We start from the raw sequence: 23,958 nt of genomic DNA on the forward strand, positions 1-23,958 counted from the left end.
TTATTATGAACAAAAGAGACTTTTTAAAAAACGCAGCCATACTTACTTCAGCTTCCATGCTTCCATCATCGCTATGGGCATTGGGAAAAGCTGACAAACTCAGAACTGCTCATATTGGAGTAGGTGGTATGGGAATGGAAGACCTAAAAGCTATCTCATCGCACGCAGCGGTAGAAGTAACTGCCCTTTGCGATGTTGATGCCAACAATCTGGCTGCTGCGCTTAAAATGCACCCTAATGCAAAAACATATACGGATTATCGTGAAATGCTTAAGGAAATGGGAGGAAGCATTGATGCTGTAGTGGTTTCTACTCCGGATCATACGCATGCACCCGCATCAATGATGGCCATGGGCATGGATAAGCCTGTGTATTGTCAAAAGCCTTTGACGCACCATGTTACTGAGGCCCGTGCCATGCGTAAAATGGCAGAAGAGAAAAACTTGATTACTCAAATGGGTATCCAAGTGCATTCATTCTACGATTACAAATTAGGAACGGCTTTGATTCAATCAGGTATTATCGGTAAAGTGAAAGCGGTGCATGCTTGGTCTCCAAAGAACTGGGGTTTTGATGGTCCTGCACCAGAAGGCAGCGATCCCGTACCAAATACTTTGGACTGGAACCTTTGGTTAGGAACAGCGCCTGAAAGACCCTATAAACAAGGAGTTTATCACCCAGGAAACTGGAGAAAGATTATGGATTATGGCTGTGGCACCTTAGGGGATATGGGCGTACATATTTTTGATACCCCTTACAACGCTTTGGCCCTAGATATCCCGAAAACGATTCGAACTAAGTGTAGAAAACCAACGGGTTTTGGATTTCCAGAAAACAACATAGTTACTTATGAATTTCCAGGGACAGAATACACTACCAAGAAGTTTAAATGGGTGTGGTACGATGGTCCTGGTGCTCCTAAAAACCATAAAGATTTGAAGCTGCCGAATGGCGACCAATTGCCTGACCAAGGGGCTATGTTTATTGGTGAGAAGGGTAGACTCTTGCTACCGCACTTTATGCAGCTTCCTAAACACATTGTTAAAGGGGAATATGTAGATATTGACTTGGAGCCTTTCTCAAATGTAGGAAGTCCTACGGAAGACTATGGTGCAGAAAGCAAGAAGCACTACCACCAGTTTGTGGATGCTTGTATGGGTAAAGATCAAGTAAGTGCACCATTTTCATACGCAGCCCGACTGACAGAAACCATTCTTTTAGGAGTGATCGCAGGCCGATTCCCAAACAAAAAGCTGCACTGGAACAACCAAACAGCCCGTTTCAAAGAAGAGGCAGCCAATGCCTTTTTAGATGGAGAGTATCGCGAGTTTTAATTGACTTCGGTTCATTTACTAAAAACTTACTTTATCATTTAAAGTCTCAGTCGAATCAACGATTGGGACTTTTTTTGTTTATGCCAAACTTGACAGTCACCAGTGCTCCATAGTCGATGTATATCCACATTTGAACTATAAAAACCTCGCTATCAACAGATTATTTATGGTGAATGATAAAATTTATATTGTGAGTTACAATAATCACACGTATCTTCTAACGATTATTTTTTACCAACCAACCAAAACAACCATGCAATTAACCATCAAAAACCTTACAAAGACCTATTCAAATGGTGTTTGTGCCCTCAACAATGTTTCACTGACCATCAACCAAGGTATGTTTGGTTTACTAGGCCCTAATGGCGCTGGTAAATCAACATTAATGAGGACAATCGCCACTCTTCAAGATGCGGATTCGGGAACGATTTTTCTAGATGACATCAACCTGTCTGAAAACAAGCAAGCCATACGAGAGAAACTGGGTTATTTACCGCAGGATTTTGGGCTTTATCCACGAATAAGTGCCGAGGTAATGTTAGACCACATTGCACAGATGAAAGGAGTGGGGAATAAGTCAGAGCGCAAAGAGTTGGTCAATGGACTGCTGGAAAAGGTTAACCTTTACAGGCACCGTAAGAAGGCCTTAGGTACTTATTCTGGGGGGATGCGCCAACGCTTCGGTATTGCACAAGCCTTAGCCGGTAATCCCTCCTTAATTATTGTTGATGAACCTACAGCAGGGCTTGATCCATCGGAACGTAATCGGTTTTACAATTTATTAAGTGAAATAGGGGAGAATACGATTGTAATTCTATCTACGCACATAGTAGAAGATGTTAGCACTTTATGCTCTAATATGGCTATTATTTGTGCTGGAGAAGTATTAATGCAAGGAAAGCCATCAGAGGGTATTCAGAGTATGGATGGTAAAATATATGCTAAAACGATAGATAAGGTAGAACTAGATGAATACCGCGAGGGCCATCAGGTAATTTCTACACAACTAAAAGAGGGGCGATTAAGCTTACGTATTTATAGTGATGTTTCACCTGGCAATGGGTTTGAAGCTTCTAAAGCAGATTTAGAGGATGTGTATTTCAGTAACATCTCTAAAAAAGTAGATCCAATCACTATTTAATCCGTGCTCCATGTTTTTTAATATTTTCAACTTCGAATTGAAGTATCGGTTCAGTAGACCTGCTACTTACATATATTTTGCATTGCTGTTTCTGGTGTCATTTGTATTAGTTGGTGTTGGTAATACGCCAGCTACCGAAAAGGTATTTCACAATGCTCCCATAACATTGGCCTTCTTACAGCTCACCATGTCGCTGTTTGGTATTTTTCTAGCTTCGGCTGTAATGGGAGTGCCTATTTATAGAGACCTAGAACATAAAACAGGGACTTTCCTCTTTAGTTATCCCATTTCAAAAACAGCCTATTTTATGGGTCGATTCTGGGGGTCTTTCTTTATACTCGTTTTCATCTCATTTGGGTCAATAATAGGGTCTTACCTAGGGAGTATAATAGGCCCTGCACTTGGCTGGGAAGAAGCTTCGAGGTACGGCCCAAATTTGTTGATGAACTATTTGTACCCTTGGCTTACGCTTACCTTACCTAATTTATGGTTGGCGGGTACCCTGTTTTTTGCAGTAATCGTATTTACCAAAAACATTAAGGCAATTTACGCAGGAGGAATTATTGTATTTATTATTTATATGCTCTCCAGTATTTTTTCAGAAGACGTAGCGAGTAGTAGCATTGCTCAGATTTTAGATCCTTTTGGTTTGAACACTTTTGACATTCAAACGAGGTACCTAACTCCTTATGAGCAGAATAATTTTTTATTGCAGGTTGAAGGAAACCTCCTATTGAACAGACTTCTGTGGTTTGGGGTTGGCGCGGTTCTTTTTGTAAGTGCTTATGCAAGGTTTAATTTTGAAAACTTCTTTTCACCAAAAGTAGCCAAGACTAAAAAAGAAAAAGAAACCACAAAAATCAGCAGCATAAAAAGACTAGTAGCAAATGTGAGTTTTACCAACAAATATCAATGGTCAAGCTTCAAAACACTGGCGAAAATTGAGGTTCAAAATGTTTTAAAGGATGTTTACTTCAAGGTAATTCTGCTAGGAGGAGTTATATTTTTGTTTGTTGACCTTTGGTTTGGCTTTCCACTCTATGGAGTGTCTTCGTTACCAGTTACGTCTGACATAGTAGCAAATAGAGGTTTTACTTATGGTATTTTTGTTTTCATCATCATCGTATTCTTCACTGGTGAATCACTCCATCGCGATAAAGCGAGTGGTTATGCATCAATCAATGATACTTTTCCAGTAAAAGATAGCGCAATCGTGGCCTCTAAGTTTGCTGGAATGGCCTTTATTTGTGTGCTACTCACTCTAGTACCCGTTTTTGCAGGCTTGGTTACTCAGACGCTAAATGGCTACTTCAATTATCATTTGGATGTCTATTTAATTGATGCTTTCCTTATAGCGCTTCCTGATTACTTACAGATGGTCATGCTCGTATTTGCTATACACTTGCTTGTGAATAATAAGTTTGCGGGTCATGCCACAAGTGTGGTTGTGTGGCTTGCAATGCTAATCCTGAGGAACTTTGCAGGCTATGATTTCAATATGTTCTTCTTTTCGTATAAACCAGGCTTCAGTTGGTCTGAAATGAATGGCTTAGGGCACTTTGGAGAATCACTTTTTTGGTTCAATAGTTACTGGACAGCATTTGGTATATTCTTGGTCTTATTCTTCAGCATATTTTTTAGCCGAGGTACTGATGACGGATTCAAAAGTAGACTTCGGGTCGCCAGAGGTAGACTAACTTCTGCCAATGCTAAAGTGTCTTATCTGTTTTTAATCATTACAATAGCCTTAGGCGGTTATATCTTTAAAAGTGTGGTTTATGATAATAACTATCTTACTTCTGATGAGGCCACATTGTCATCTGTGAGTTATGAGAAACAGCTGAAACAATATGAGCATTTACCTCAGCCAAAACTGACAAGTGTAAATATGAAAGCGGATCTTTTTCCATACGACAGAGAGGCGCACTTTAATGCCGAAGTTACCTTGGTCAACAAAACTGATAGCAATATTGACTCACTACACTTAGATATAGGTCAGCTTTCTGATTTAGTGGTAATGTTTGGAAAAGATACGCTTCAATATAGAACCCCAATGAAGCTTGCACCTAGGAAATTCCAAGTGTTTGGAAAGAAACCAAGACTGGGTAATTATAGAATTATGGCACTACCCAAAACTATGGCTCCTGGAGATACGCTGAACTTGGTAATGAATAGCAAAAGAATCTTTAAAGGTTTTCCAAACGCTGGTTCCGGAAGAGATATAGTTTATAATGGCACTTTCACCTCAGAAACTTTACCCACAATAGGTTACAATCCTCAGGTTGAACTTACCAGTGACAGTGAGCGGAAAAAGTATGATCTACCGGCCAAAGATTATGATTTACCCGCTCATGATGACGAATTGGGTAGGCGTACACTTTTGTTTACTGATGATGCAGATTTCATTCAGTTTGAAGCGACCATAAGCACCGTGCCAGATCAAATTGCGATTGCACCAGGTTATTTGCAACGCGAATGGGTAGAAAATGGGAGACGTTATTTTCACTATATCCAAGACACACCCATTCAAGCCTTTTTCAACATCGTATCAGCAAAGTATGACGTGCTAAAGTCAGAGCAAGAGCTTCCAAACGGAGAAAAGGTGAATATTGAAATTTTCTACCACTCAGACCATGATTATAACTTAGATCGATTTGAGGCGGCTTATAAAGATGGGCTGAAGTATTTTTCTGAGACCTATGGATCATTTCAGTTTAGACAAATGCGTTTACTCGAATTCCCTAAATATGCTAGTTTCGCCCAGTCGTTCCCGAATACGGTTCCTTTTTCCGAAGGCTTTGGTTGGTTGGCAGATTTCGATGACCCAGACGATTTTGACTATACTTATTTCGTTACTGCACATGAGTTGGCACACCAATGGTGGGGACATCAAATTGCGCCTAATTACACCCGAGGAGCCAACCTTGTTTCTGAAGCACTGGCTGAATATTCTGCTTTAGTGCTTACAGAAAGACAATATGGTAAGGATAACATGACGTATTTCTTAAGAAATGAGTTAGACGATTACTTATTTGGTAGGGCGAATGAAAGTAAGAAAGAGAATACTTTCATTAACTGTAATAGGGCTTATCAATGGTACAACAAGGGTAGCCTTATACTTTACGGTTTGCGCGATTATATTGGAGAAGAGGCCATGAATACAGCCTTGAGAAGCTTTGCAGATGAGTTTGCTTTAAAACAAACGCCACCATTCGCTGGTAGCACTGATTTGTACAGACACTTAGCAGAGAATACGCCAGATAGCCTTCAATATTATTTAGAAGATACTTGGAATAAAATCACGCTCTATGAAAACAAAGCAAACCAAGTAAAGGCTGAGAAAATTGCTGAGGATGAGTATTTAGTAACATTTGATATCAACTCTCAAAAACTATATGCCGACAGTGCAGGAATGGAATCTAAGGCTGAATACTTAGGCGACTTTATTGATATAGGAGTGTTCTCTGAAGATGATAAAGATGAAAACGGAAGAACTAGAACCAATTCTATTTATCTCCAAAAGCATAAAATTAGCCCTGGTCAAACGAGTTTAACAGTCAGGGTTAAAGGTGTCCCAGTCAGGGCTGGGATTGATCCTTACAATAAATTAATCGATAGGATGCCAGATGACAATGTTGTGGATGTAGAAGTTGAAAGTTCTTCTAACAAAGAATAGAGTTGAACCTTTAAGAGACCTTTTTAGAATTAGTTGAAATCTGATTTATTTACAAAAAGTCCCAGCTGTTAATCAGACTGGGACTTTTTGTTGTTTTGAACTGTACTCACTATAGCCAACCACATTGACTTTTATTAAAACTGCAATTGCGACTAAAATAATTTTATTTATATTTACTGCAATTACGATTAATATACAATGAAGAAAACTAAACTTGGAGAGTTCGAAGAGTTGGTGCTACTAACGGTGCTAGTTTTAAGAGAGGAGGCTTATGGAGTCGAAATTAAACGCGATTTAGAAGTTCGTTTAAAAGAATCGTTAAGCGTAGGTTCGGTTCAATCAGCTTTAAAGAGACTAGAAGAGAAAGGCTATTTAGATTCAGAGTTTGGGGAAACAACGCTGAAAAGAGGAGGTAAGCGAAAACGTATTTATACCGTAACCGCATCTGGCACAAGAGTGCTTAACGAAATGAAAGATATCCGCGCTCAATTGTGGGGTGCAATTCCAAAAACCTCATTGAGCTTTCCAAATTCATGAATCCCAAAGGACATATTCATCCACCCAAATGGCCCCTTAAACTTCTTCGTGGTTTGGTCAAGCCACATTATTTAGAAGAGATAGAGGGAGACATGGAAGAGGTATTTGCAGATTACCTAGAAATGCATTCTCCTGCCCGTGCCAAAAGGCGATATATCATAGAAACACTCAAACTATTAAGGCCCAGTCTACTCCGTGGAATGTCTGGTTCCTATCAATTAAATTATTTCGGCATGTTTAAACTAATGGTCAAAAGCGCAACAAGAAATTATTTCAAACACCGAATGGTAGCCACCATGAGCCTTCTTACGCTCATTTTTGGATCCGTTTGTTTTCAGCTCATTAATGCTTGGCTTCAAAATGAACAAAGCATGGATCAGTTTCATAGTGAGTCAGATCGAATTTACATTGCTGTGGCAAAACTGAATCCCAAGGCTGAATTGTCACCGCTACATGTTCAACGAATTTTCAATCTAGATTACAGTAAGTTTCCTCAAATAGAGAAAAGCCTGATTGTACATACTTATGGAGAAGATGAAATCAAGCTGATTAAGGAAGAAGTTGAATTTGGAGGAAAAGCATTGATAGCGGACAGCACATTTTTCGACTTCTTTGATTTCGAATTGATTCGAGGTGATCAATTCGTTTTGAACGATCCAAGTAGTATTGTTCTCACGCAGGAATTCGCAGAACGTGTTTTTGGTAATGAAGACCCAATGGGTAAATTGGTGTCAATCCGCTGCGATCAAACTGGCACCTATAAGGTAGCTGGAATAACCGCCAATATCCCTTCAAACAGTTCAATATCCTTTGATTTTCTGGTTCCAAGACAATCAAAGGGCTTTTGGCGCAGAATGCCACAGGATTTACTCTTGGTGAATGATAATTTCAATCGTGAGGTTTTCAATCAGCAAATTGAATCAGTAGGAAGGGAAAATGCCCGCTTTCCTGATAGCCAAATTTCTACCATACCATTGAATACGGTCTACAATGATCGTCCCTTTAATATTTCACTGTTCTCGAAATATGGCGACAGCACGAGCTTCAAGACCATGCAATTTGTGGCTGCCATCGTTTTCCTTATAACGCTCATTAGCTTTGTGAATTTACAATCCACACTGCAATTGACTTTAGTTAAGAAGTTAGGTGTGAAACAGGTGATGGGTGCCAGTAAATTCGACCTTGGTTTTGAGGTAGTAGTGAGTAGATTACTCTATTTCTTAGTAGCCTCAGGAATGGCTTATCTGCTTTATCAATTTACCTTCCCCTGGTATGTAAATACAATGGAACTTTCTTTGGATTTTTATCCAATTCGTAACCTTTTCAATTTATTGACAGTCATAGGTATTATTGTTATGATCTCCATAATCACTTCACTTATTCAAACTGCCAAAATTAAAACGATGCAGGCCATTTCGGGGGAAGCGAATATGCTGAAAATACCTCGTTCACAACGTGTGATGACGACTATTCAATACAGCGTAACCGTATTGCTTTTAGTCGCAACTTCAGTAGTGTTTCTGCAACTCCGTTTTATGCTGAATAAGGACACAGGCTTGAATCAGACCAACATCATTAAAACTGACTTTTTTGAATTGTCGCCTAATGGAGCTCAAGACAGTCTGGCTCAGCAAAACATGGAACTGCAGTTTCAATATGTGATGTCGCATATAGCGGAACAGCCTAATGTTATGGCTGTTTCACAAGGCAGTATGCCTATTGATATAGCCTATCAAAATGATTGGAAAGTAGTGGGTTCGCAGGATGGTTATAATTCAGTGAACAGTATGTCTGTTGATCCACATTACGGTGAACTGTTTGGTTTGCAATTGGTCAAAGGCCGCTTTTTTGCTGATTCATTGGATACCAATAATTCTCCAAAACTGGTAATTAACGAGGCTGCCATGAAATATTGGGGCATCGATGATATTGGTCAAGTGAAGCTTACCACTAATTCTCGCTCCAATGAAACAGTGAGTTATAATATCATTGGTGTGGTAAAAGACTACCACTATGAACACTTATCGCAGAAAATACGACCGTTAGTGCTTTCGTACTATACCTATATGGACAGTGATATACTGATTCGTGTAAAGCCAGAAAAACAAGCTGAGATATTCAGTTTTTTAGAAGAGTTGTTTAATGAGATCAATCCAAGAGGTTTTTTCACCTATACCACTATGGAAGAGCAGATTGCCCAACAGTACTCAAAAGAGCAGCAGACAGGCAAAATCTACTTGGCTTTAAGTATTGTTGCGTTATTACTGTCCTCAGTAGGGTTATTCACCTTTGCTTTCCACGAAACCAAACGTAGAACCAAAGAAATAGGCATTAGAAAAGTAAATGGGGCTAATGCTGGCAATGTTTTCTGGTTACTGAGCCGTTCATTTCTGAACTCTATAATTATTGCCTTCATTTTAGCCTGCCCAGTGGCTTGGTTCTTAATGAAACAATGGCTCGATAATTTTGCCTACCGCGTTGCCATTAGCTGGTGGGTTTTCGGCTTGGTAGGACTTTTGGTCACCATGGTTGCTTTAATTGCCATTAGTTGGCAAACCTTGAGAGTAGCTTATCTCAATCCTATCGACTCACTGAGGTACGAGTGAATTAACGGTGTCTAAAAAAAATGGCTTCCTTCACAATGTCTACAGACATAGAAGGAAGCCTTTTTGTTAATTGGAACTAGATTAGTTGCCCTTTTTCTCTAATGTGATTTTACCAGAAAGCGGTTGTTGCTTTAGATCAGAATTCAATACTTGATCCAGTTTGTCTAAATGCATTTTCAATTCAGCAGAAAGCTCATCAAATACCACATAAGAAGCATCTGTTGGTCTCGCCTGACCACTTTCAACACTTCGTCTTAAAGAAGCCAAACGGTTATTGAGCTTAATAGGGAAGTTGAGTGGATCTTGACCACTTTGATTCTTCACTTGGTATAAATCCTCTTCAATGACCTTCATTTTTTCAAGCATATCGTTGATGGCGCTGTTAAGACCAGCATCGTCTGATTTGGATAATGCTTCGGCTTGCTTACGGATATCTCTAATTTGAATTACGGCTTCATTAGCGGCTGAAGTTTTATCTCTAATCTGCACGGCCAAATCGAATTGCTTTTGAATATCCTCTTTAGTAATGCCTTCTAAGTTCGGATCCATTTCTACAGTGAATGTACTAGTTTGAGACACTCCATCCGCGGTGAGTTTCACCTGATAATCACCTAATGGCGCTAGAGGCCCGTTTTGAGGTCTTCCACTCCAGATAATCATTCCTTCAAAGGTGGTAGCACCTGGATAGCGCAAATTCCAATTAAAGTCATTTAAGCCTTTGCCAGTGGCTACGCGCGATCTTCTTCCTTCAGGTGGTGTACCCTTGTAAGTTTCAATGAGGTTACCTTTGGCGTCCATGATTTCTATTGTCACATTATTAGCCTCTTTTGGTAAGTAATACTGAATGGTAGCACTGTAAACACCTCTGATCGGGTTGGCTGACTTAAATAGTTTTACTTGATTCATGTTCATTGAAGCGGCATCTCTCAAGGGAGCTACATCATGCATAATCCAGAAACCTCGGCCATGAGATCCTAATACAACATCATCATTTTTCAATACCAAATCACGGATAGGGGTATCCGGTAAATTCATTTGCAATGATTGCCACATGGCGCCATCATTGAATGAAACATATACACCGTGTTCCGTAGCCAAATACAATAGCCCTGGTACTTTTAAATCTTCACGAATGGAACGGGCAAAATGACCTGACTTAATACCAGTAATGATCTTTGTCCATGTTTTACCATAATCTGTGGTTTTGAACACATAAGGCTCTCTATCATCCACCTGATAACGGTTGGCTGCCAAATACAAAGTGCCTGGGTTGAATTTACTTTCTTCGATAATACTCACCCTTGAGAACTTAGGAAGGTCTTTAGGGGTGATATCGTCCCATTTCTTTCCACCATTTCTGGTAATATGCACTTTACCATCGTCTGAGCCAGCCCAAATGGTATTCACGTCATAGTTAGAAGGGGCCAAAGCAAATACAGTGGCATAAATTTCTGGACCGTTCATATCCATCGTAATTACACCACCCGTTACACCCAAAGTTTCAGGGTCGGCATAGGTTAGGTCTGGACTGATTTTTTCCCAAGTCTGTCCGTCATTGGTGGTTTTCCATACATGTTGCGATGTCGTGTACATTACCGATGGATCTTTTGGTGAGAACATAATCGGGAAAGTCCACTGCCATCTTTCTGGCAAAGCACTTGAAGGTTCACCAGAGAAAAATCTAGGATACACCTGAATATCTCTGTATTGGCCTGTTCTACGGTTATAACGCGTTAACAAAGCGCCTTGGCTTCCTGCATAAAATACATCAGGATCAACTGGGCTTTGGGTAATCCAACCACTTTCTCCACCACCAACAGAATAAGATGGCCCTCTGCCTTGGCTAGGCATGGCCAGTGTGCTGTTGTCTTGCTGAGCTCCAGCGACATGATAAGGTACATCACTAGTAGTCATAACATGATAAAACTGAGCGGTAGGGAAATCTAAATCCGTCCAAGATTGGCCGCCATTCACACTTACAGTTCCTCCACCATCATTCGAACTGATCATTCGCATAGGGTCATTTGGATCGATCCATAAATCGTGGTTATCACCATGAGGTGGTCGAATGGTTATATCGAAGGTTCTTCCGCCATCCGTAGATTTGTAGAAACCAACATTCAAGCCGTATACCACATCTCTATCGAATGGATCGGCATAGATTCTTGAGTAATAAAAGGCACGCTGACGTAGTTTACGTTCTGAATTGACACGCTCCCAAGTCCAGCCACCATCATCGGAACGGAAAATACCGCCTTCATTGGCTTCAACAGTTGCCCAAACACGATTGGGGTCAGCAGGGGATACCGTTACTCCAATTTTACCGATCGGCCCTTCTGGCATTCCAGGGTTTTTGGTCAAGTCGATCCAAGTGTCGCCACCATCTAATGATTTGAAAAGCTTACTGTCTGGGCCACCGCCCCACATTTTCCATGCTTTACGGTACACCTGCCAAGTAGAGGCATAAAGTACATTAGGATTGGTACGGTCGATGATTAAATCAGCAGCACCGGCTTTATCACTAACATACAATACTTTTTCCCAGGTATTTCCTCCGTCTTTCGATCGGAAAACACCACGTTCTTCATTGTCGCCATAGGGGTGACCTAAAGCCGCTACATAAACGATGTTGGGGTTAGTAGGGTGAATTCTAATCCTTGAAATCGCTTGCGTTTCTTTCAGTCCGATATCCCTCCATGTTTTTCCACCATCGGTGGTTTTATACACGCCATCACCTTGGGTAATGCTACCACGAAGCTGGGTTTCTCCACCTCCGATATAAACAATATCTGGGTTGGTTTCTGCTACGGCCACAGCACCAATACTAGAAGAGGTAATTTGGCCATCGGTGACAGGAAACCATTCATTTCCGCCATCAACAGTTTTCCATAAACCACCGCCAGTAGCACCAAAATAGTATTCGTTAGGTCGGCCTGGGCTTCCGGAGCTCCCTAACGAACGTCCACCACGGTCTGGGCCAATGTTTCGCCACGAGTAGTTTTTGTAGAAAGAGGGATCAACAGGTAAGGTCTGTTTTTGAGCTTGCGCAAACATTGCTTTATCGGGCAAAAGCAAGGCGCTGATGCACAGAATAAGCGTAAATAAGGATCGATTGATTTTCATTGTTTTTGTAATAAGGTTGAAAGGGAAATTACAAAATCTAAAAGGCATATCATTCACCAATTTACTTTAATGGTGATTACTAAGGACATATTTATGCGAATGAACAGCTTACCATTTAGTATGTACTAAAAGGAATATTTATCTTGCTTCGAATTATCTTTGGAAGAAAGTAGACAAGCTAACCCATGACTTGATTGTAATCGAACATAATGGAGGAATTTTTACAGAATTATAAGCATCAACTTTTGTACACAGCTCTCGTAGTGGTCAGTGTTGTAGTGTTACGTTACCTCACCAACCTCTTACATAAATGGCTCATTAAAAAAGAAGAAAAGAGGTTTTCAGGTGAAATCACTAAGCCGGTTTATTTTATAAAAAGAATTCTGAATGCCCTTTGGTTAGTTTTAGGGGTTCTTACTCTTCTCCAGATTTTCCCTGATGTGATCCACAACGAATCACTGACTACTGACTTTAGGTTCATCTTTTATTTAGGCTTTTTATCCGTTTGTACTATAGTTGGTGCAACATCAGTTAATTTATGGTTTAAGCAGAGCATCGCTAAAAAGACAAACAACAATGAAGACCCTACGAGTTTAAAGTTTTTAAGGTATGTAGCAGTATATGGTATCTATTTTATAGGCCTATTTTTCGGGCTTCTTGCAATCCCTTCTTTTCAAAACGTAGCCCAAACCGCTTTGGGTGGAGCAGGAGTCATAGCCATTATTGCTGGTATTGCTTCGCAGGAAGCTTTATCCAATCTAGTAGGAGGTGTTTTTATCATTTCTTTTAAGCCATTTAAAATTGGTGACATTATTAAGGTGACGGACAACATGGTAGGTACAGTGACGGATATTACGTTACGACATACGATAATCAGGAATTTTGAAAATAAGATGATCGTCATCCCTAACAGTATCATCAATAAGGAACGACTGATCAATTATGACTTGGGGGAAAAGAAGTGTTGTGAGCACGTTGAGATTGGTATTTCCTATGATAGTAATGTGAAACTGGCAAAAAGTATCATGCAGCAAGAGTGCGAAAATCACCCACTTATTTTTGATAACCGTTCCGAAATAGATTTAGCTAACGACCTCCCTAAGGTGAGAGTAGCACTCACTACACTGAACGATTCATCCGTAACCATTAGAGCATGGGCTTGGGCAGCTAACTTCACAAACGCTTTCCAGCTTCGAATTGATGTGCTCGAAAGTATCAAAGAACGCTTCGATAACGAAGGCATCGAAATCCCATTCCCTTACCGCACCATTGTAATGAAAAAGGAGAAGTCAGAGGAAAAGGTGAAAGGGAAGAAGTAGCACTAATCTAAAGGTTTAGGTCACCCTTCCACTTTGTTTCCTGATTTTCTGCAATGACACTTCGATTGAGCTTGGCAATTATCATCACTGCAAGGCACGAAGCAATCTACCCATCATAATTTCTTTGTGTTCCTTAGCGCCCTTTGCGGTAAGTCCCTCATTCACATCAAAAAACACAACACCCAAAGAAGTACAGTTCTAAATCATAAGGATAAACTGTATATTGATCGACAACACCATTTTCAATTTTAGAGAACTCTTTTTCTCATTCAACCTTAAATGCACTCTTGTCATGCAGAAACTCTTCAAACCTCATTTTTTCACACTCCTTTTTGGCTTACTACTTTTCAGTCATGTAGCCATAAGTCAAGAAAAGAAAGCCTTATCTCTTGACGATTACCATCAATGGAATAGCATCAGAAACACTTCCATTTCGCCCAACGGGCTTTGGATGACTTATTCTTACGTGCCCAATGATGGAGACTCTAAACTTCATATTCGCAAAATAGAAGGTGACACAGTGCGCACTGCCATTAATGGAAAGCAAGTGAATTTCTCCATGGACAATCAATGGGTGGCCTATCTTACCGATGTTCCAGAAAAATCAAAGAAAGCAGGACAGCCGAGTACTAGTACACTTGAATTATTTAACCTGGCCTCAAACACGGTGTTGACAGTTGAAAACACCAGTGGTTACAGTTTCTCTGACGCTTCTAATTACATCGCCATTCAGAAAAATCCAGCCGACAGAAAAGCGGAACACAAAGGAAGTGACCTTATTCTGAAGAACTTAAAAAGCGATAAAACGCTGAATATCGGAAACGTATCAAGTTATGCCTTCAATGAAAAAGGAACACTCTTCGCTTATCTAGTAGATGCAGATGGTGACAATGGTAATGGCTTGTATATTATCGACCTAAGCAACAATCGCTCTTGGCCACTCCATACAGGGGCATTTACTTACAGTCAAATGACATGGAATGAAGAAGGTAATCAACTGGCCGTATTATATGGAACTACTAAAAAAGGAAATGTAGAGCAAGACAACACACTTTATTGGGCGTCAAACCTTAGCGCTGGCATGTCGGCTTTGAATACACAGAATACTTATTCGGCTTCTGCTGACTCTAATTTCCCTCAAGACATGGTGATTAGCGAATACAGCAGACTAACATGGAATGAGAAAAACACACAACTCTATTTTGGGGTGAGAGCACAGGAGAAGGAACTGAAAAAGGACGATGAACTGAAAGCCAATGTAGATGTATGGCATTGGAAAGATGAGCGTGTACAGTCAGTACAAATGGTGCAAGCGGGCAGAGATCGCAGGTCTACTTACACGGCTGTATTAAATCTTGCTGATAAGAAGTTTATTCAATTGGAAAATGAAGACATGCCCAATGTAAGTTACAGCGACAAGAGCCAATGGGCTTTGGGCCAAAACAATACGAAGTACCGTAATGACGTGAACATTCCTGGCAACTACGCAGACATTTACAGCGTCAACACCCGCACAGGGGAGAAGAAGCTGATAGCTGAAAGGTTGTATTGGAAATTGGGAATGTCGCCTAATGGAGAATGGACGGTTTTTTCGAGAGAGGGAGAGGTATTCGCTTACAATTTCGGAACGGGAAAAACTACCAATATGACAGCCAAAGCTGGTGTGAGTTTTCAAAACGTAGATTATGACACGCCTGTGGAAAAGCCTTCTTATGGTGTCGCAGGCTGGTCGAAAGACGGCAAGTGGCTGCTGTTGAATAACAGATATGACCTTTGGGCCATTTCCTTAAACTCAAACGAAGCCAAAAACATAACACAAGGCATGGGCGATCAAGAAGAAATTCAATTCAGACTTGCAAGACTAGACCCTGAAGAAGACGATTATGACATGAAACAACCATTACTCGTTTCTGCTTATGGCGAATGGACGAAGAAATCAGGTTATTACACGGTAGAGATGGGCAAAAAGCCACGAGTACTGCGTTATGAAGACAGCATGATTGGAAGACCTACCAAGGCAAAAGATGCTAATAAGCTTATTTACACTGAACAAACTTTTGTGGATTTCCCTGATTATTGGATAGCTGACTTGACATTTAAGAGCCCGAAGAAAATCACAGATGCCAACCCTCAACAAGCCAATTTCAAATGGGGGAAAAGGATTTTGGTGGACTATACAGACCAACGTGGTAACAAGCTGCAAGCTACTTTGGCCTTACCTGCCGACTATGAGCCGGGTAAGAAATACCCAATGGTCATGTACTTCTATGAAAAAATGTCGCAGCGCCACCACCAGTATTCTATGCCTACTTATGACGACAGACCACACATGTCTACTTACGCCAGCAACGGCTATTTGGTGTTAATGCCTGATATCGTTTTTGATGAAGGCAAGCCAGGCTCTTCTGCATTAGACGATGTTACCAGTGCGGCCAAAGAAGTGATTAAACTCGGTTATGCTGACCCTGAACGAATTGGTTTACAGGGGCATAGCTGGGGAGGTTATGAGTCTTCCTTTATTGTTACCCAAACCGATATGTTTGCTGCCGTTGTTACTGGTGCACCGCTGACTAACCTCATCAGCATGTATAATATTGCTTACAAACAGTCAGGTAGTTTGAACGGCCCAATCATCGAATGGTCTCAGGGTAGAATGGGTGTAAGCCCTTGGGAAAACATGCAGTTGTACCAAGATCAATCGCCATTATTTCATGCTCAAAACATCAAAACACCTTTCTTACTTTTGCATGGTACTGCTGATGGCGCTGTAGATTGGAACCAAGGCTTGGAATTTTATTCTGCCGCCAGAAGACTGGGCAAAGAAGTGATTATGTTGTCCTACCCAGATGAGCCACATCATTTGGGCAAAGAAGACAACCAGAAGGATTTCCAAATCCGTATGAAACAATACTTTGATCATTACCTTAAAGGCGCTGAAGCTCCTTTATGGATGACCCAAGGCGTTCCAAACTCAGATAAAAAGAGAGTAGGGCCAGAGGTTATGGAGGGGAATAAGTAAGCTAAAATAAACTGTCACCCTGGAGTGAAGTTTGAAGAACGAAATCGTGAGAGTCTGTCTAGAGAGGTAAGCGCTAAATAACTGACACTCAGAGGCTTCGGAGCTTGCGGTCGATTATTTCTCTATCGCGAAATACTCTTCCTCAGAATGACGATAAAAATATACCGTCACTCTGAGGTTGAAGTTTGCAAAACGAAACCGTGAGAGTCTGTCTGTTTGGAGACGACAAAGAGAATCTGAAATTGATGAAATAACTACTGGCTAAACATTCAATTCTTATCTGTGCCGTGCATTTCTTCTTCGTGCTCAGCAAACCATGCTGGTTCTGGAAGCTCATTATCATAAATAAAAGCAACAATGGCCTTGATTTGCTCATCAGTTACCGGTGGTTTAGGCATTAATCCAAAACGCCCTATTGGCCCTTTCATTAGTGCTTTCTCTTCACTTGGGTTGGTGACGAATGCCGCCATACGTTCTACAAAACCCGCACGATCTTCAGTAGCATTTAAGTATTGCTGTTTGATACCAACAAGGGGTGGAGCAAGCATTTCATCATGCGAACCACTTTTAGGATTGTGACAAGCATAGCACACAGTAGTGAGCAAGTTGGCGGCATCAATACCTGCCATTACCTCCATGGGTTGATCTGTTGGCTTTTCAGCCTCTTCTGTGGTAACACTACTTTTACCATTACAACCCACGGCTGCAAATGTGGCTATCAATAACAGGCCTAAGGCCAAAAATATGTTTTTCTGTTTCATGTCTTTTATCGTGTCATAAAGTGGGAAAGCTTCCTACAGTAAATAGACACATCTCTTAATTAAGAATGTGTAACAATTGTTACTGGAGTCGATTTATATCTGATTGGATATCGAAGAAGTGATGATAAGGAAAGGTGCTTTAAATTTTAAAATTGTGTAATTTCATTGGTACTGAAAGACTAAACGCAAGTATTGGCTGATGGACAAAAGACAAATCAATAACAGACCAACATTAAAGGAATTCAGGAAAAATTTGAGGAATAACCTGACCAGTGCTGAAGCTACACTCTGGAAATTCCTAAAAGGTAAACAGCTCGAAGGCAGGAAGTTTAGAAGACAATTTAGTGTAGAGAATTACATCTTAGACTTTTATTGTCCCTCAGAGCAATTAGCGATTGAATTGGATGGAGCTCACCACTATACAGCTGCTGGGGTTGAATACGATACTGAGCGGACTAAAGTTCTGAATAGTCATGGAATTACAGTGATTAGATTTGAAAACAGGGAGGTGTTTGAAGCACTAGAAGCCGTGTTGGAGAGGATAAAAGGTAGTTTTGGTAATCCACCTGAATAGTGGTGGAAATATCACCCTAAATTGTGCAGCTCTTAAATAATTGGAAAAGGACCACTCCGTTTTATGCCCCTCCTAAACAGGAAGGAAAAAACCACCCCACCGCGCACCCCTCCTAAACAGGAGGGGAGTGGATTAGTGCAAGGAATATAATCTTGAGAATACATTATAAATTTCAGCAAGAAAACGGATACTAGTACTTGTGTTACAAGAACCGCCTCATGACAGGTTATCCAATAAATAGCGGAATCTTAAATTGAGTTAAAACCCCAAATTTCAGCAGAATCTGCTGCTCCCATGTTTTAGGGGAGCTGTCCGCAGGACTGAGGGGTATTAATACCTCCTGCCCCTAGGACCTGAGGTCATATAACCTCAACCAAACTTGCTAACTAGAAGATAAAAACCCTTAAATTCGGCTCTTTATGCTGACGAACAACGATATCCTCAAAAAATTAAGAGTAGCTCATAAACTCCGAGATGAAAACATCGTGGAAATTCTAAAATTGGTAGACTTTGAAATCACCAAAGGAGCCCTTGGCGACCTGTTCAGGGCAGAAGACCACCCCAAATATGTGGATGCTGGAGACCAAATCCTTAGAAAATTTTTAGATGGACTGATCATCCACCTCAGAGGGGAACGGCCACCAAAAGTCAAAGCAAAAGAAGCAGTCATTACGCTTGAAAAGCCAAAGTAATAATCGGCCTTGTTAGAGTAATTCTTTTCTCAACTCGTCTTCCTATAACTCCAAACGGCCAATCCATTCATGATTACGGCAAAGGCAAGTGTTTTTAAAAGTTGAGGCATTATGTCGGTAAGGCTGGAGCCTTTGAGCATGACCATCCGCATGACTTGCACAAAATACTTGATGGGGTTAAAATCAGTAATTGTCTGCGCCCATTTGGGCATACTTTCAATTGGGGTAAAGAGGCCACTCATCAGAATGAAAATCACAATAAAAAACCAAGAGATAAACATGGCCTGTTGCTGTGTATCGGTAAAATTGGAGATAAACAGCCCAATGCCTAAAATCACCAAGATATAAATGGAAGTGTAGCCATACATAAGTAGCAAGCTGCCCAGCATAGGCACATCAAAAATCAGTTTGGCAATGATCAGCCCAACGCTCAGCAAAGCCAAACCAATCACCCAAAACGGAAAGAGTTTACCAATGATAAACTGGCTCTTTTTAATGGGCGTTACATTGATTTGTTCCAAAGTGCCTATCTCTTTTTCGCGCACAATATTCATTCCCGATAGAAATAGGGTGATCATCGTCACCAGCAGCACCAAAATACCAGGCACCATAAAGGTTTTATAATTGAGGGTTTCATTGTACCAGAACAAGGGAATGGTATTGATGCTTTTCATCACATTGCTGGATTGCCCCTGTTGCATCAACTCTGGTCTGATGTTGCGGTTAAAGCCCTGTATTATCTGGCTGATATATACATTTTCAATTCCCGCAGCCGCACCGTCAATGGCGTTGATGGTGATGCCCAGTGGTGCGTATTTGTCCTTGGCCAGGTCGCGTTCGAAATTTTGGGGTATTTCTAAAATCACATCGACTTCACCATTGAGCATAGCAGCAGTTGCCAAGTGGTGGGAAGGGAAATCGGTAATAACATTGAAATAGCTGGAAATATCGAATTTCTCCACCAAAGCCCTAGACACCGCACTATGGTCGTGGTCGATATAGGAAAACTTGATGTTTTTCACCTCAAAAGTAGCCGCATTCGAAAGAATAATGAGCTGAAAAAGCGGCATAATGAAAATGATAGGAAGCATGGCTTTATTTCTAAAGATCTGCCTGAATTCCTTCTGAATGATGTATCCGATCGTCTTCATTATTCCAGTCTGATTTTATATTTTTTCGCACTCAAGCCAATCAAAAACAAAGTCATGCCTACGAGCACCAGTGTTTCCTTCCATAGGAAATTGATACCAACGCCTTTGAGCATAATCCCTTTCAGGATAATGATAAACCACTTGGCAGGGATAATATTACTGATCACTTGCAGGGGCAAAGGCATGCTAGTAATCGGGAAAATAAAGCCCGAGAGTAGAATAGTAGGCAGCATTAATCCCATTAGCGAGATCATCATGGCTGTTTGTTGGGTAGCCGATGCCGTGGATATCAAAATGCCCAATGACAATGAAGTGATGATAAAGAGGATGCTTTCTAGTGCCAGCAAAAACAAGCTTCCATTCACAGGTACTCTAAAGATGAATATGCTCATCAGCACAATGACACTGGCGTTGATAATGGAAAGGAAGATATAAGGAACTACTTTGCCTATAATCACTTGCAGTGGCTTTAAAGGCGAAACCAGGAGGATTTCCATGGTGCCCAATTCCTTTTCGCGTGCAATGGAAATTGAAGTCATCATGGCAGAAACCAACATCAGGATGATGGTCATTACCCCGGGCACAAACATAAATACGCCCTTGAGTTCTGGGTTGTATACCATGTGGGTTTGTGGAACAATTTGATAAGCAAGCTTGACATCTTTATTGATTTGTTGCTGATAATTCTGGAGAATGGTATTGGTGTAATTGCTGATGGTATTGGCCGTGTTAGGGTCTGTAGCATCCGTAATAATTTGAACAGTTGCAGTGCCTTCTGTGATCAAGTGTTGACCAAAATCCTTTTCAAAAGTCAATACAGCCTTGATTTTTCCTTTTTTAAAGATCGCCTCAATGTCTGCTTCACGTTCTATTACGGTTTCAATGGTAAAATATTTGGAAGCCGAAATCTTATTGATGATTTCTTGGGTGGTCACATCTTTGGAATGGTCCAACACCGCGATATCCACATTGTTGATTTCATTGGTAATGGCAAAGCCGAAAAGCAAAATTTGGGCAATGGGCATTCCGAACAGGATAAACAAAGAACGCTTGTCTCTGAAAATGTGGTAAAATTCTTTTTTAACGAATCCTATAAAGCGCTTCATCCTCTGGCCAGTTTTAAAAATACATCGTTCATATTTTCCACACCGAATTGCACTTTGAGATTTTTTGGGCTGTCTAATGCCTCAATTTTCCCATTGACCATAATGGACACACGGTCGCAATATTCAGCTTCATCCATATAGTGGGTGGTCACGAAAACGGTAGTGCCGTTATTGGCGGCTTTGTAAATCATTTCCCAAAACTGACGTCTGGTAATCGGATCCACACCACCTGTAGGTTCATCCAGAAATACGATTTTAGGGTTGTGTAAAAGTGATACAGAAAAGGAAATCTTCTGTTTCCAACCTAAAGGCAATGCACCCACCAGTTGGTTCACCACTTCTTTCAAATCGAGTTCTTCTACCAATTCGGCAGTTTTCAATTTGATCTGCGCCCTGGACAAGCCATAGATGCCGCCAAAGAAGGTGATATTCTGTTTTACCGTGAGGTCGTCATAGAGCGCAAATTTCTGGCTCATGTACCCAATGTTCTTTTTGATCTTTTCAGCTTCGCTAGAAACATCAAAACCCGCAACTGTGGCCTTACCGGCACTAGGGGATGAAATACCAATCAGCATTTTCATGGCAGTGGTTTTTCCGGCACCATTGGCGCCCAAAAAACCAAAGATTTCACCCTTCCGCACCGAGAAGCTAATGGCATCTACAGCAGTGAAAGGACCAAAGGTTTTGGTAAGGTTTTCAGCTTGTATGACGAGTTCGTTGGTCATCTATTTGGCTAATTCCATAAAAGTGTCTTCAATAGTCGGGGCGGTGGGTTCAATGATAATGTCCTTGAGTCCTTGTGTTTCGAGAAAGGCGTTCAAGTCACTGCTGTCGAAATCCGTTCTTTGGTCGGTGTAGTGCACAAACTCACCAAAAGGGTACACGCTATAATGATGCTCATAGGCTTTTAGGCCTTGTATAAGCGCATACATATTGTTGGCCTTCACATTGTACAGCTGCTTTGGATAATGCTTTACAATGGCCTGTGGCGTGTCTATTTCCAAAATCTTTCCTTCTTGAATAAAAGCAATGCGATCGCATAAAGCGGCCTCATCCATATAGGGCGTAGAAACCAAAATTGTAATTCCTTTTTGCTGAAGTCTTTTCAGCATTTCCCAAAACTCTTTTCTTGACACTGGATCGACTCCAGTGGTAGGTTCGTCTAGAAACAGTACTTCAGGTTTATGGATCAAAGCACAACAAAGCGCAAGTTTCTGCTTCATTCCTCCTGAAAGTTGGCCAGCCCTTCGTTTTTTGAAAGGTTCAATCTGAACGTAGATGTCCTGAATCAGCTCGTAGTTCTCTTCAATAGTGGTTCCGAAAATGGTTGCGAAGAAATTCAGGTTTTCTTCGACTGTCATATCCTGATACAACGAGAACTTGCCTGGCATATAGCCCACACTATTTCTGATCTGTTTGTAATCTTTGACCACATCATAACCCGCTACCGTGGCATCGCCTTGATCGGCAAATAGGAGTGTGGTCAAAATTCGGAATAGGGTGGTTTTGCCAGCGCCATCAGGCCCAATCAAACCGAATAACTCACCTTCCTTCACCTCAAATGAGATGTCGGTCAAGGCAATAATGTCCTTATACGATTTGCTGATATGATGGAGGCTGATGCTCATTATCTAATGAGGATGAAGTTACTGTCCTTTTTAGCTGTCACTTTATGCATCACGTCTTTCTCGATAAACATATAATCTCCCGCCTTCAAGCGGATAGATTTGCCGTTTACGTCTTCATAGGTCGCGTCTCCCGTAACACAAAGGAACAATGCCGATAGATTGCTGACATGATCTTTCAGTTCTTCACCCTTCGCAATTTTTAGTGAAACCACTTTGCCATCTTCCGCAGTAAATATCACTTTGGTTTGCACCGCTTTCTGTTCAGTGTGCAGTTCTTTTAGGTTGGTAACCGCTTTGGTTTCTTGTGCAGATAGATTTTGTTGCCCCAATAGGCCAAGGAAAAAGACCAGGGAGAGGAGCAGGGCTGATTTCGCTGTTTTCATAATTGCTAGAGCTTATTGTTTGTTGATAAATTCATTTCAGCTGGCATTCCGATTTTCAATCGGCCATCGTTTTTAACATTCACTTTTACCGCATAGACCAAGGCCACGCGCTCTTCTTTGGTTTGAATAATTTTAGGGGTAAACTCGGCTTCTGAAGCAATCCAAGTGACGGTGCCAGTAAATGCTTCCATGTCCTCGTTCGTGTCAATTTTCACTTCCACTTCTTGACCGATTTTGATACTGGACAACTGCGTTTCACTGACATAAACCCTTAATTCCAAAACACTTAAGTTAGCAATCTTGTATAATGGCTTCCCAAAGGCGGTTATCTCATTCGGTTCCGCGTATTTTGCTAAAACCGTTCCGTTGATCGGGTTAATGATTTTACTTTTAGCAATCTGATCGTTGATCTGTTTGATCTGCACATCAATACTTTTGAGCTCGGTCATGACAGGGGCATTCTGAATTTCGATGCTTTTGATCTGCTGTCTGATTACCGCCATTTCTCCATTGATATCATCCAGTTGCTTCTGCGTACCTGCGTTTTCCCTGATCAGGTTTTCAATGCGAACTTTATTGACCTCTGCTGCAGCCAATTGGGCATTCAGTACATTAATTTGCGACAAAACCCCTCTAGACTTTGAAGCAATCAATTCCTTCGAAACACCGAGTTGTTCACGTTTCAAGGCCAAAGGAATGGTATCGATGTAGCCAATAAAGCTGCCTTGGGTCAGTTGTTGACCTTCTTCCACATTAAAGGCCATCAGTTTGCCATTGCTCTCAGCGGAAATGGTGGTTTCCGTGGCTTCAAAGTTGCCATAACCATCGGCCCTGTCGTTTTGCTCTGCACATGAGAAGAGTGTCAAGAGGCTGAGACTTAAAATGGAGATTGTTTGTATCTGTTTCAT

At 41.0% G+C, this 23,958-nt stretch carries 17 protein-coding genes; 9 read left to right on the top strand and 8 right to left on the bottom strand.

The annotated features are described in order from the left end of the window. Positions 1-5: 5 nt before the first annotated feature. From VOI17_RS04275 to VOI17_RS04295, 5 genes are all read left to right on the top strand, one after another. Positions 6-1,334 (top strand): Gfo/Idh/MocA family oxidoreductase, encoded by a 1,329-nt coding sequence (locus VOI17_RS04275; RefSeq protein ID WP_323756005.1) that lies wholly within the window; start codon positions 6-8, stop codon positions 1,332-1,334. A gap of 253 nt (positions 1,335-1,587) precedes the next feature. After that, positions 1,588-2,475, top strand: a complete 888-nt coding sequence (locus VOI17_RS04280; RefSeq protein WP_323756006.1) for an ABC transporter ATP-binding protein — start codon at positions 1,588-1,590, stop codon at positions 2,473-2,475. Between the two features lie 10 nt (positions 2,476-2,485). Then, a complete protein-coding gene (locus VOI17_RS04285) occupies positions 2,486-6,151 on the top strand; it encodes an ABC transporter permease/M1 family aminopeptidase (RefSeq protein ID WP_323756007.1) in 3,666 nt (1,221 codons plus the stop codon). 198 nt (positions 6,152-6,349) lie between these two features. Next, positions 6,350-6,688, top strand: coding sequence for a PadR family transcriptional regulator (locus VOI17_RS04290; RefSeq protein WP_323756008.1), 339 nt, complete (start codon positions 6,350-6,352; stop codon positions 6,686-6,688). Then, a complete protein-coding gene (locus VOI17_RS04295) occupies positions 6,685-9,294 on the top strand; it encodes an ABC transporter permease (protein WP_323756009.1) in 2,610 nt (869 codons plus the stop codon). Before VOI17_RS04290 ends, VOI17_RS04295 begins: the two co-directional genes overlap by 4 nt. 81 nt (positions 9,295-9,375) lie before the next feature. Here VOI17_RS04295 and VOI17_RS04300 read toward each other — a convergent pair whose 3' ends face one another. After that, the gene (locus tag VOI17_RS04300; protein WP_323756010.1) at positions 9,376-12,417 is read right to left on the bottom strand and encodes a VPS10 domain-containing protein; all 3,042 of its coding nucleotides are present in this window, start codon (positions 12,415-12,417) and stop codon (positions 9,376-9,378) included. A gap of 209 nt (positions 12,418-12,626) precedes the next feature. On the opposite strand from VOI17_RS04300, the gene VOI17_RS04305 reads away from it, so the two are divergent. Continuing rightward, positions 12,627-13,736 carry a mechanosensitive ion channel family protein gene (locus tag VOI17_RS04305; RefSeq protein ID WP_323756011.1) on the top strand — a complete coding sequence of 370 codons (1,110 nt, stop codon included), beginning with the start codon at positions 12,627-12,629 and terminating at the stop codon, positions 13,734-13,736. Positions 13,737-14,028: 292 nt separating this feature from the next. Continuing rightward, complete coding sequence (locus VOI17_RS04310) at positions 14,029-16,755, top strand: S9 family peptidase (protein ID WP_323756012.1); 2,727 nt, start codon at positions 14,029-14,031, stop codon at positions 16,753-16,755. 269 nt (positions 16,756-17,024) lie between these two features. On the opposite strand, the gene VOI17_RS04315 is transcribed toward VOI17_RS04310, so the two are convergent. Continuing rightward, on the bottom strand, positions 17,025-17,516 hold the full coding sequence (locus VOI17_RS04315; protein ID WP_323756013.1) for a c-type cytochrome: 492 nt from the start codon (positions 17,514-17,516) through the stop codon (positions 17,025-17,027). A 199-nt stretch (positions 17,517-17,715) separates the two neighbouring features. On the opposite strand from VOI17_RS04315, the gene VOI17_RS04320 reads away from it, so the two are divergent. Continuing rightward, positions 17,716-18,090 (top strand): endonuclease domain-containing protein, encoded by a 375-nt coding sequence (locus tag VOI17_RS04320; RefSeq protein WP_323756014.1) that lies wholly within the window; start codon positions 17,716-17,718, stop codon positions 18,088-18,090. Between the two features lie 419 nt (positions 18,091-18,509). Beyond that, positions 18,510-18,782, top strand: coding sequence for a DUF1456 family protein (locus tag VOI17_RS04325; protein ID WP_323756015.1), 273 nt, complete (start codon positions 18,510-18,512; stop codon positions 18,780-18,782). 29 nt (positions 18,783-18,811) lie between these two features. On the opposite strand, the gene VOI17_RS04330 is transcribed toward VOI17_RS04325, so the two are convergent. The 6 genes from VOI17_RS04330 to VOI17_RS04355 are packed head-to-tail and all read right to left on the bottom strand — an operon-like array spanning position 18,812 to position 23,958. Next, positions 18,812-19,933 carry an ABC transporter permease gene (locus VOI17_RS04330; protein WP_323756016.1) on the bottom strand — a complete coding sequence of 374 codons (1,122 nt, stop codon included), beginning with the start codon at positions 19,931-19,933 and terminating at the stop codon, positions 18,812-18,814. Further along, positions 19,933-21,039 carry an ABC transporter permease gene (locus VOI17_RS04335; protein WP_323756017.1) on the bottom strand — a complete coding sequence of 369 codons (1,107 nt, stop codon included), beginning with the start codon at positions 21,037-21,039 and terminating at the stop codon, positions 19,933-19,935. Before VOI17_RS04335 ends, VOI17_RS04330 begins: the two co-directional genes overlap by 1 nt. Beyond that, positions 21,036-21,764, bottom strand: a complete 729-nt coding sequence (locus VOI17_RS04340) for an ABC transporter ATP-binding protein (RefSeq protein ID WP_323756018.1) — start codon at positions 21,762-21,764, stop codon at positions 21,036-21,038. The genes VOI17_RS04335 and VOI17_RS04340 overlap by 4 nt, the downstream gene beginning before the upstream one ends. Continuing rightward, positions 21,765-22,667, bottom strand: coding sequence for an ABC transporter ATP-binding protein (locus tag VOI17_RS04345; RefSeq protein ID WP_323756019.1), 903 nt, complete (start codon positions 22,665-22,667; stop codon positions 21,765-21,767). It abuts the gene before it with no gap. Further along, positions 22,667-23,050 (bottom strand): cupin domain-containing protein, encoded by a 384-nt coding sequence (locus VOI17_RS04350; protein ID WP_323756020.1) that lies wholly within the window; start codon positions 23,048-23,050, stop codon positions 22,667-22,669. Before VOI17_RS04350 ends, VOI17_RS04345 begins: the two co-directional genes overlap by 1 nt. 5 nt (positions 23,051-23,055) lie before the next feature. Then, positions 23,056-23,958, bottom strand: a complete 903-nt coding sequence (locus VOI17_RS04355) for an HlyD family secretion protein (RefSeq protein WP_323756021.1) — start codon at positions 23,956-23,958, stop codon at positions 23,056-23,058.

The organism is Roseivirga sp. (genome assembly GCF_034669765.1).
In the GTDB taxonomy this organism is placed as follows: Bacteria; Bacteroidota; Bacteroidia; order Cytophagales; family Cyclobacteriaceae; genus Roseivirga.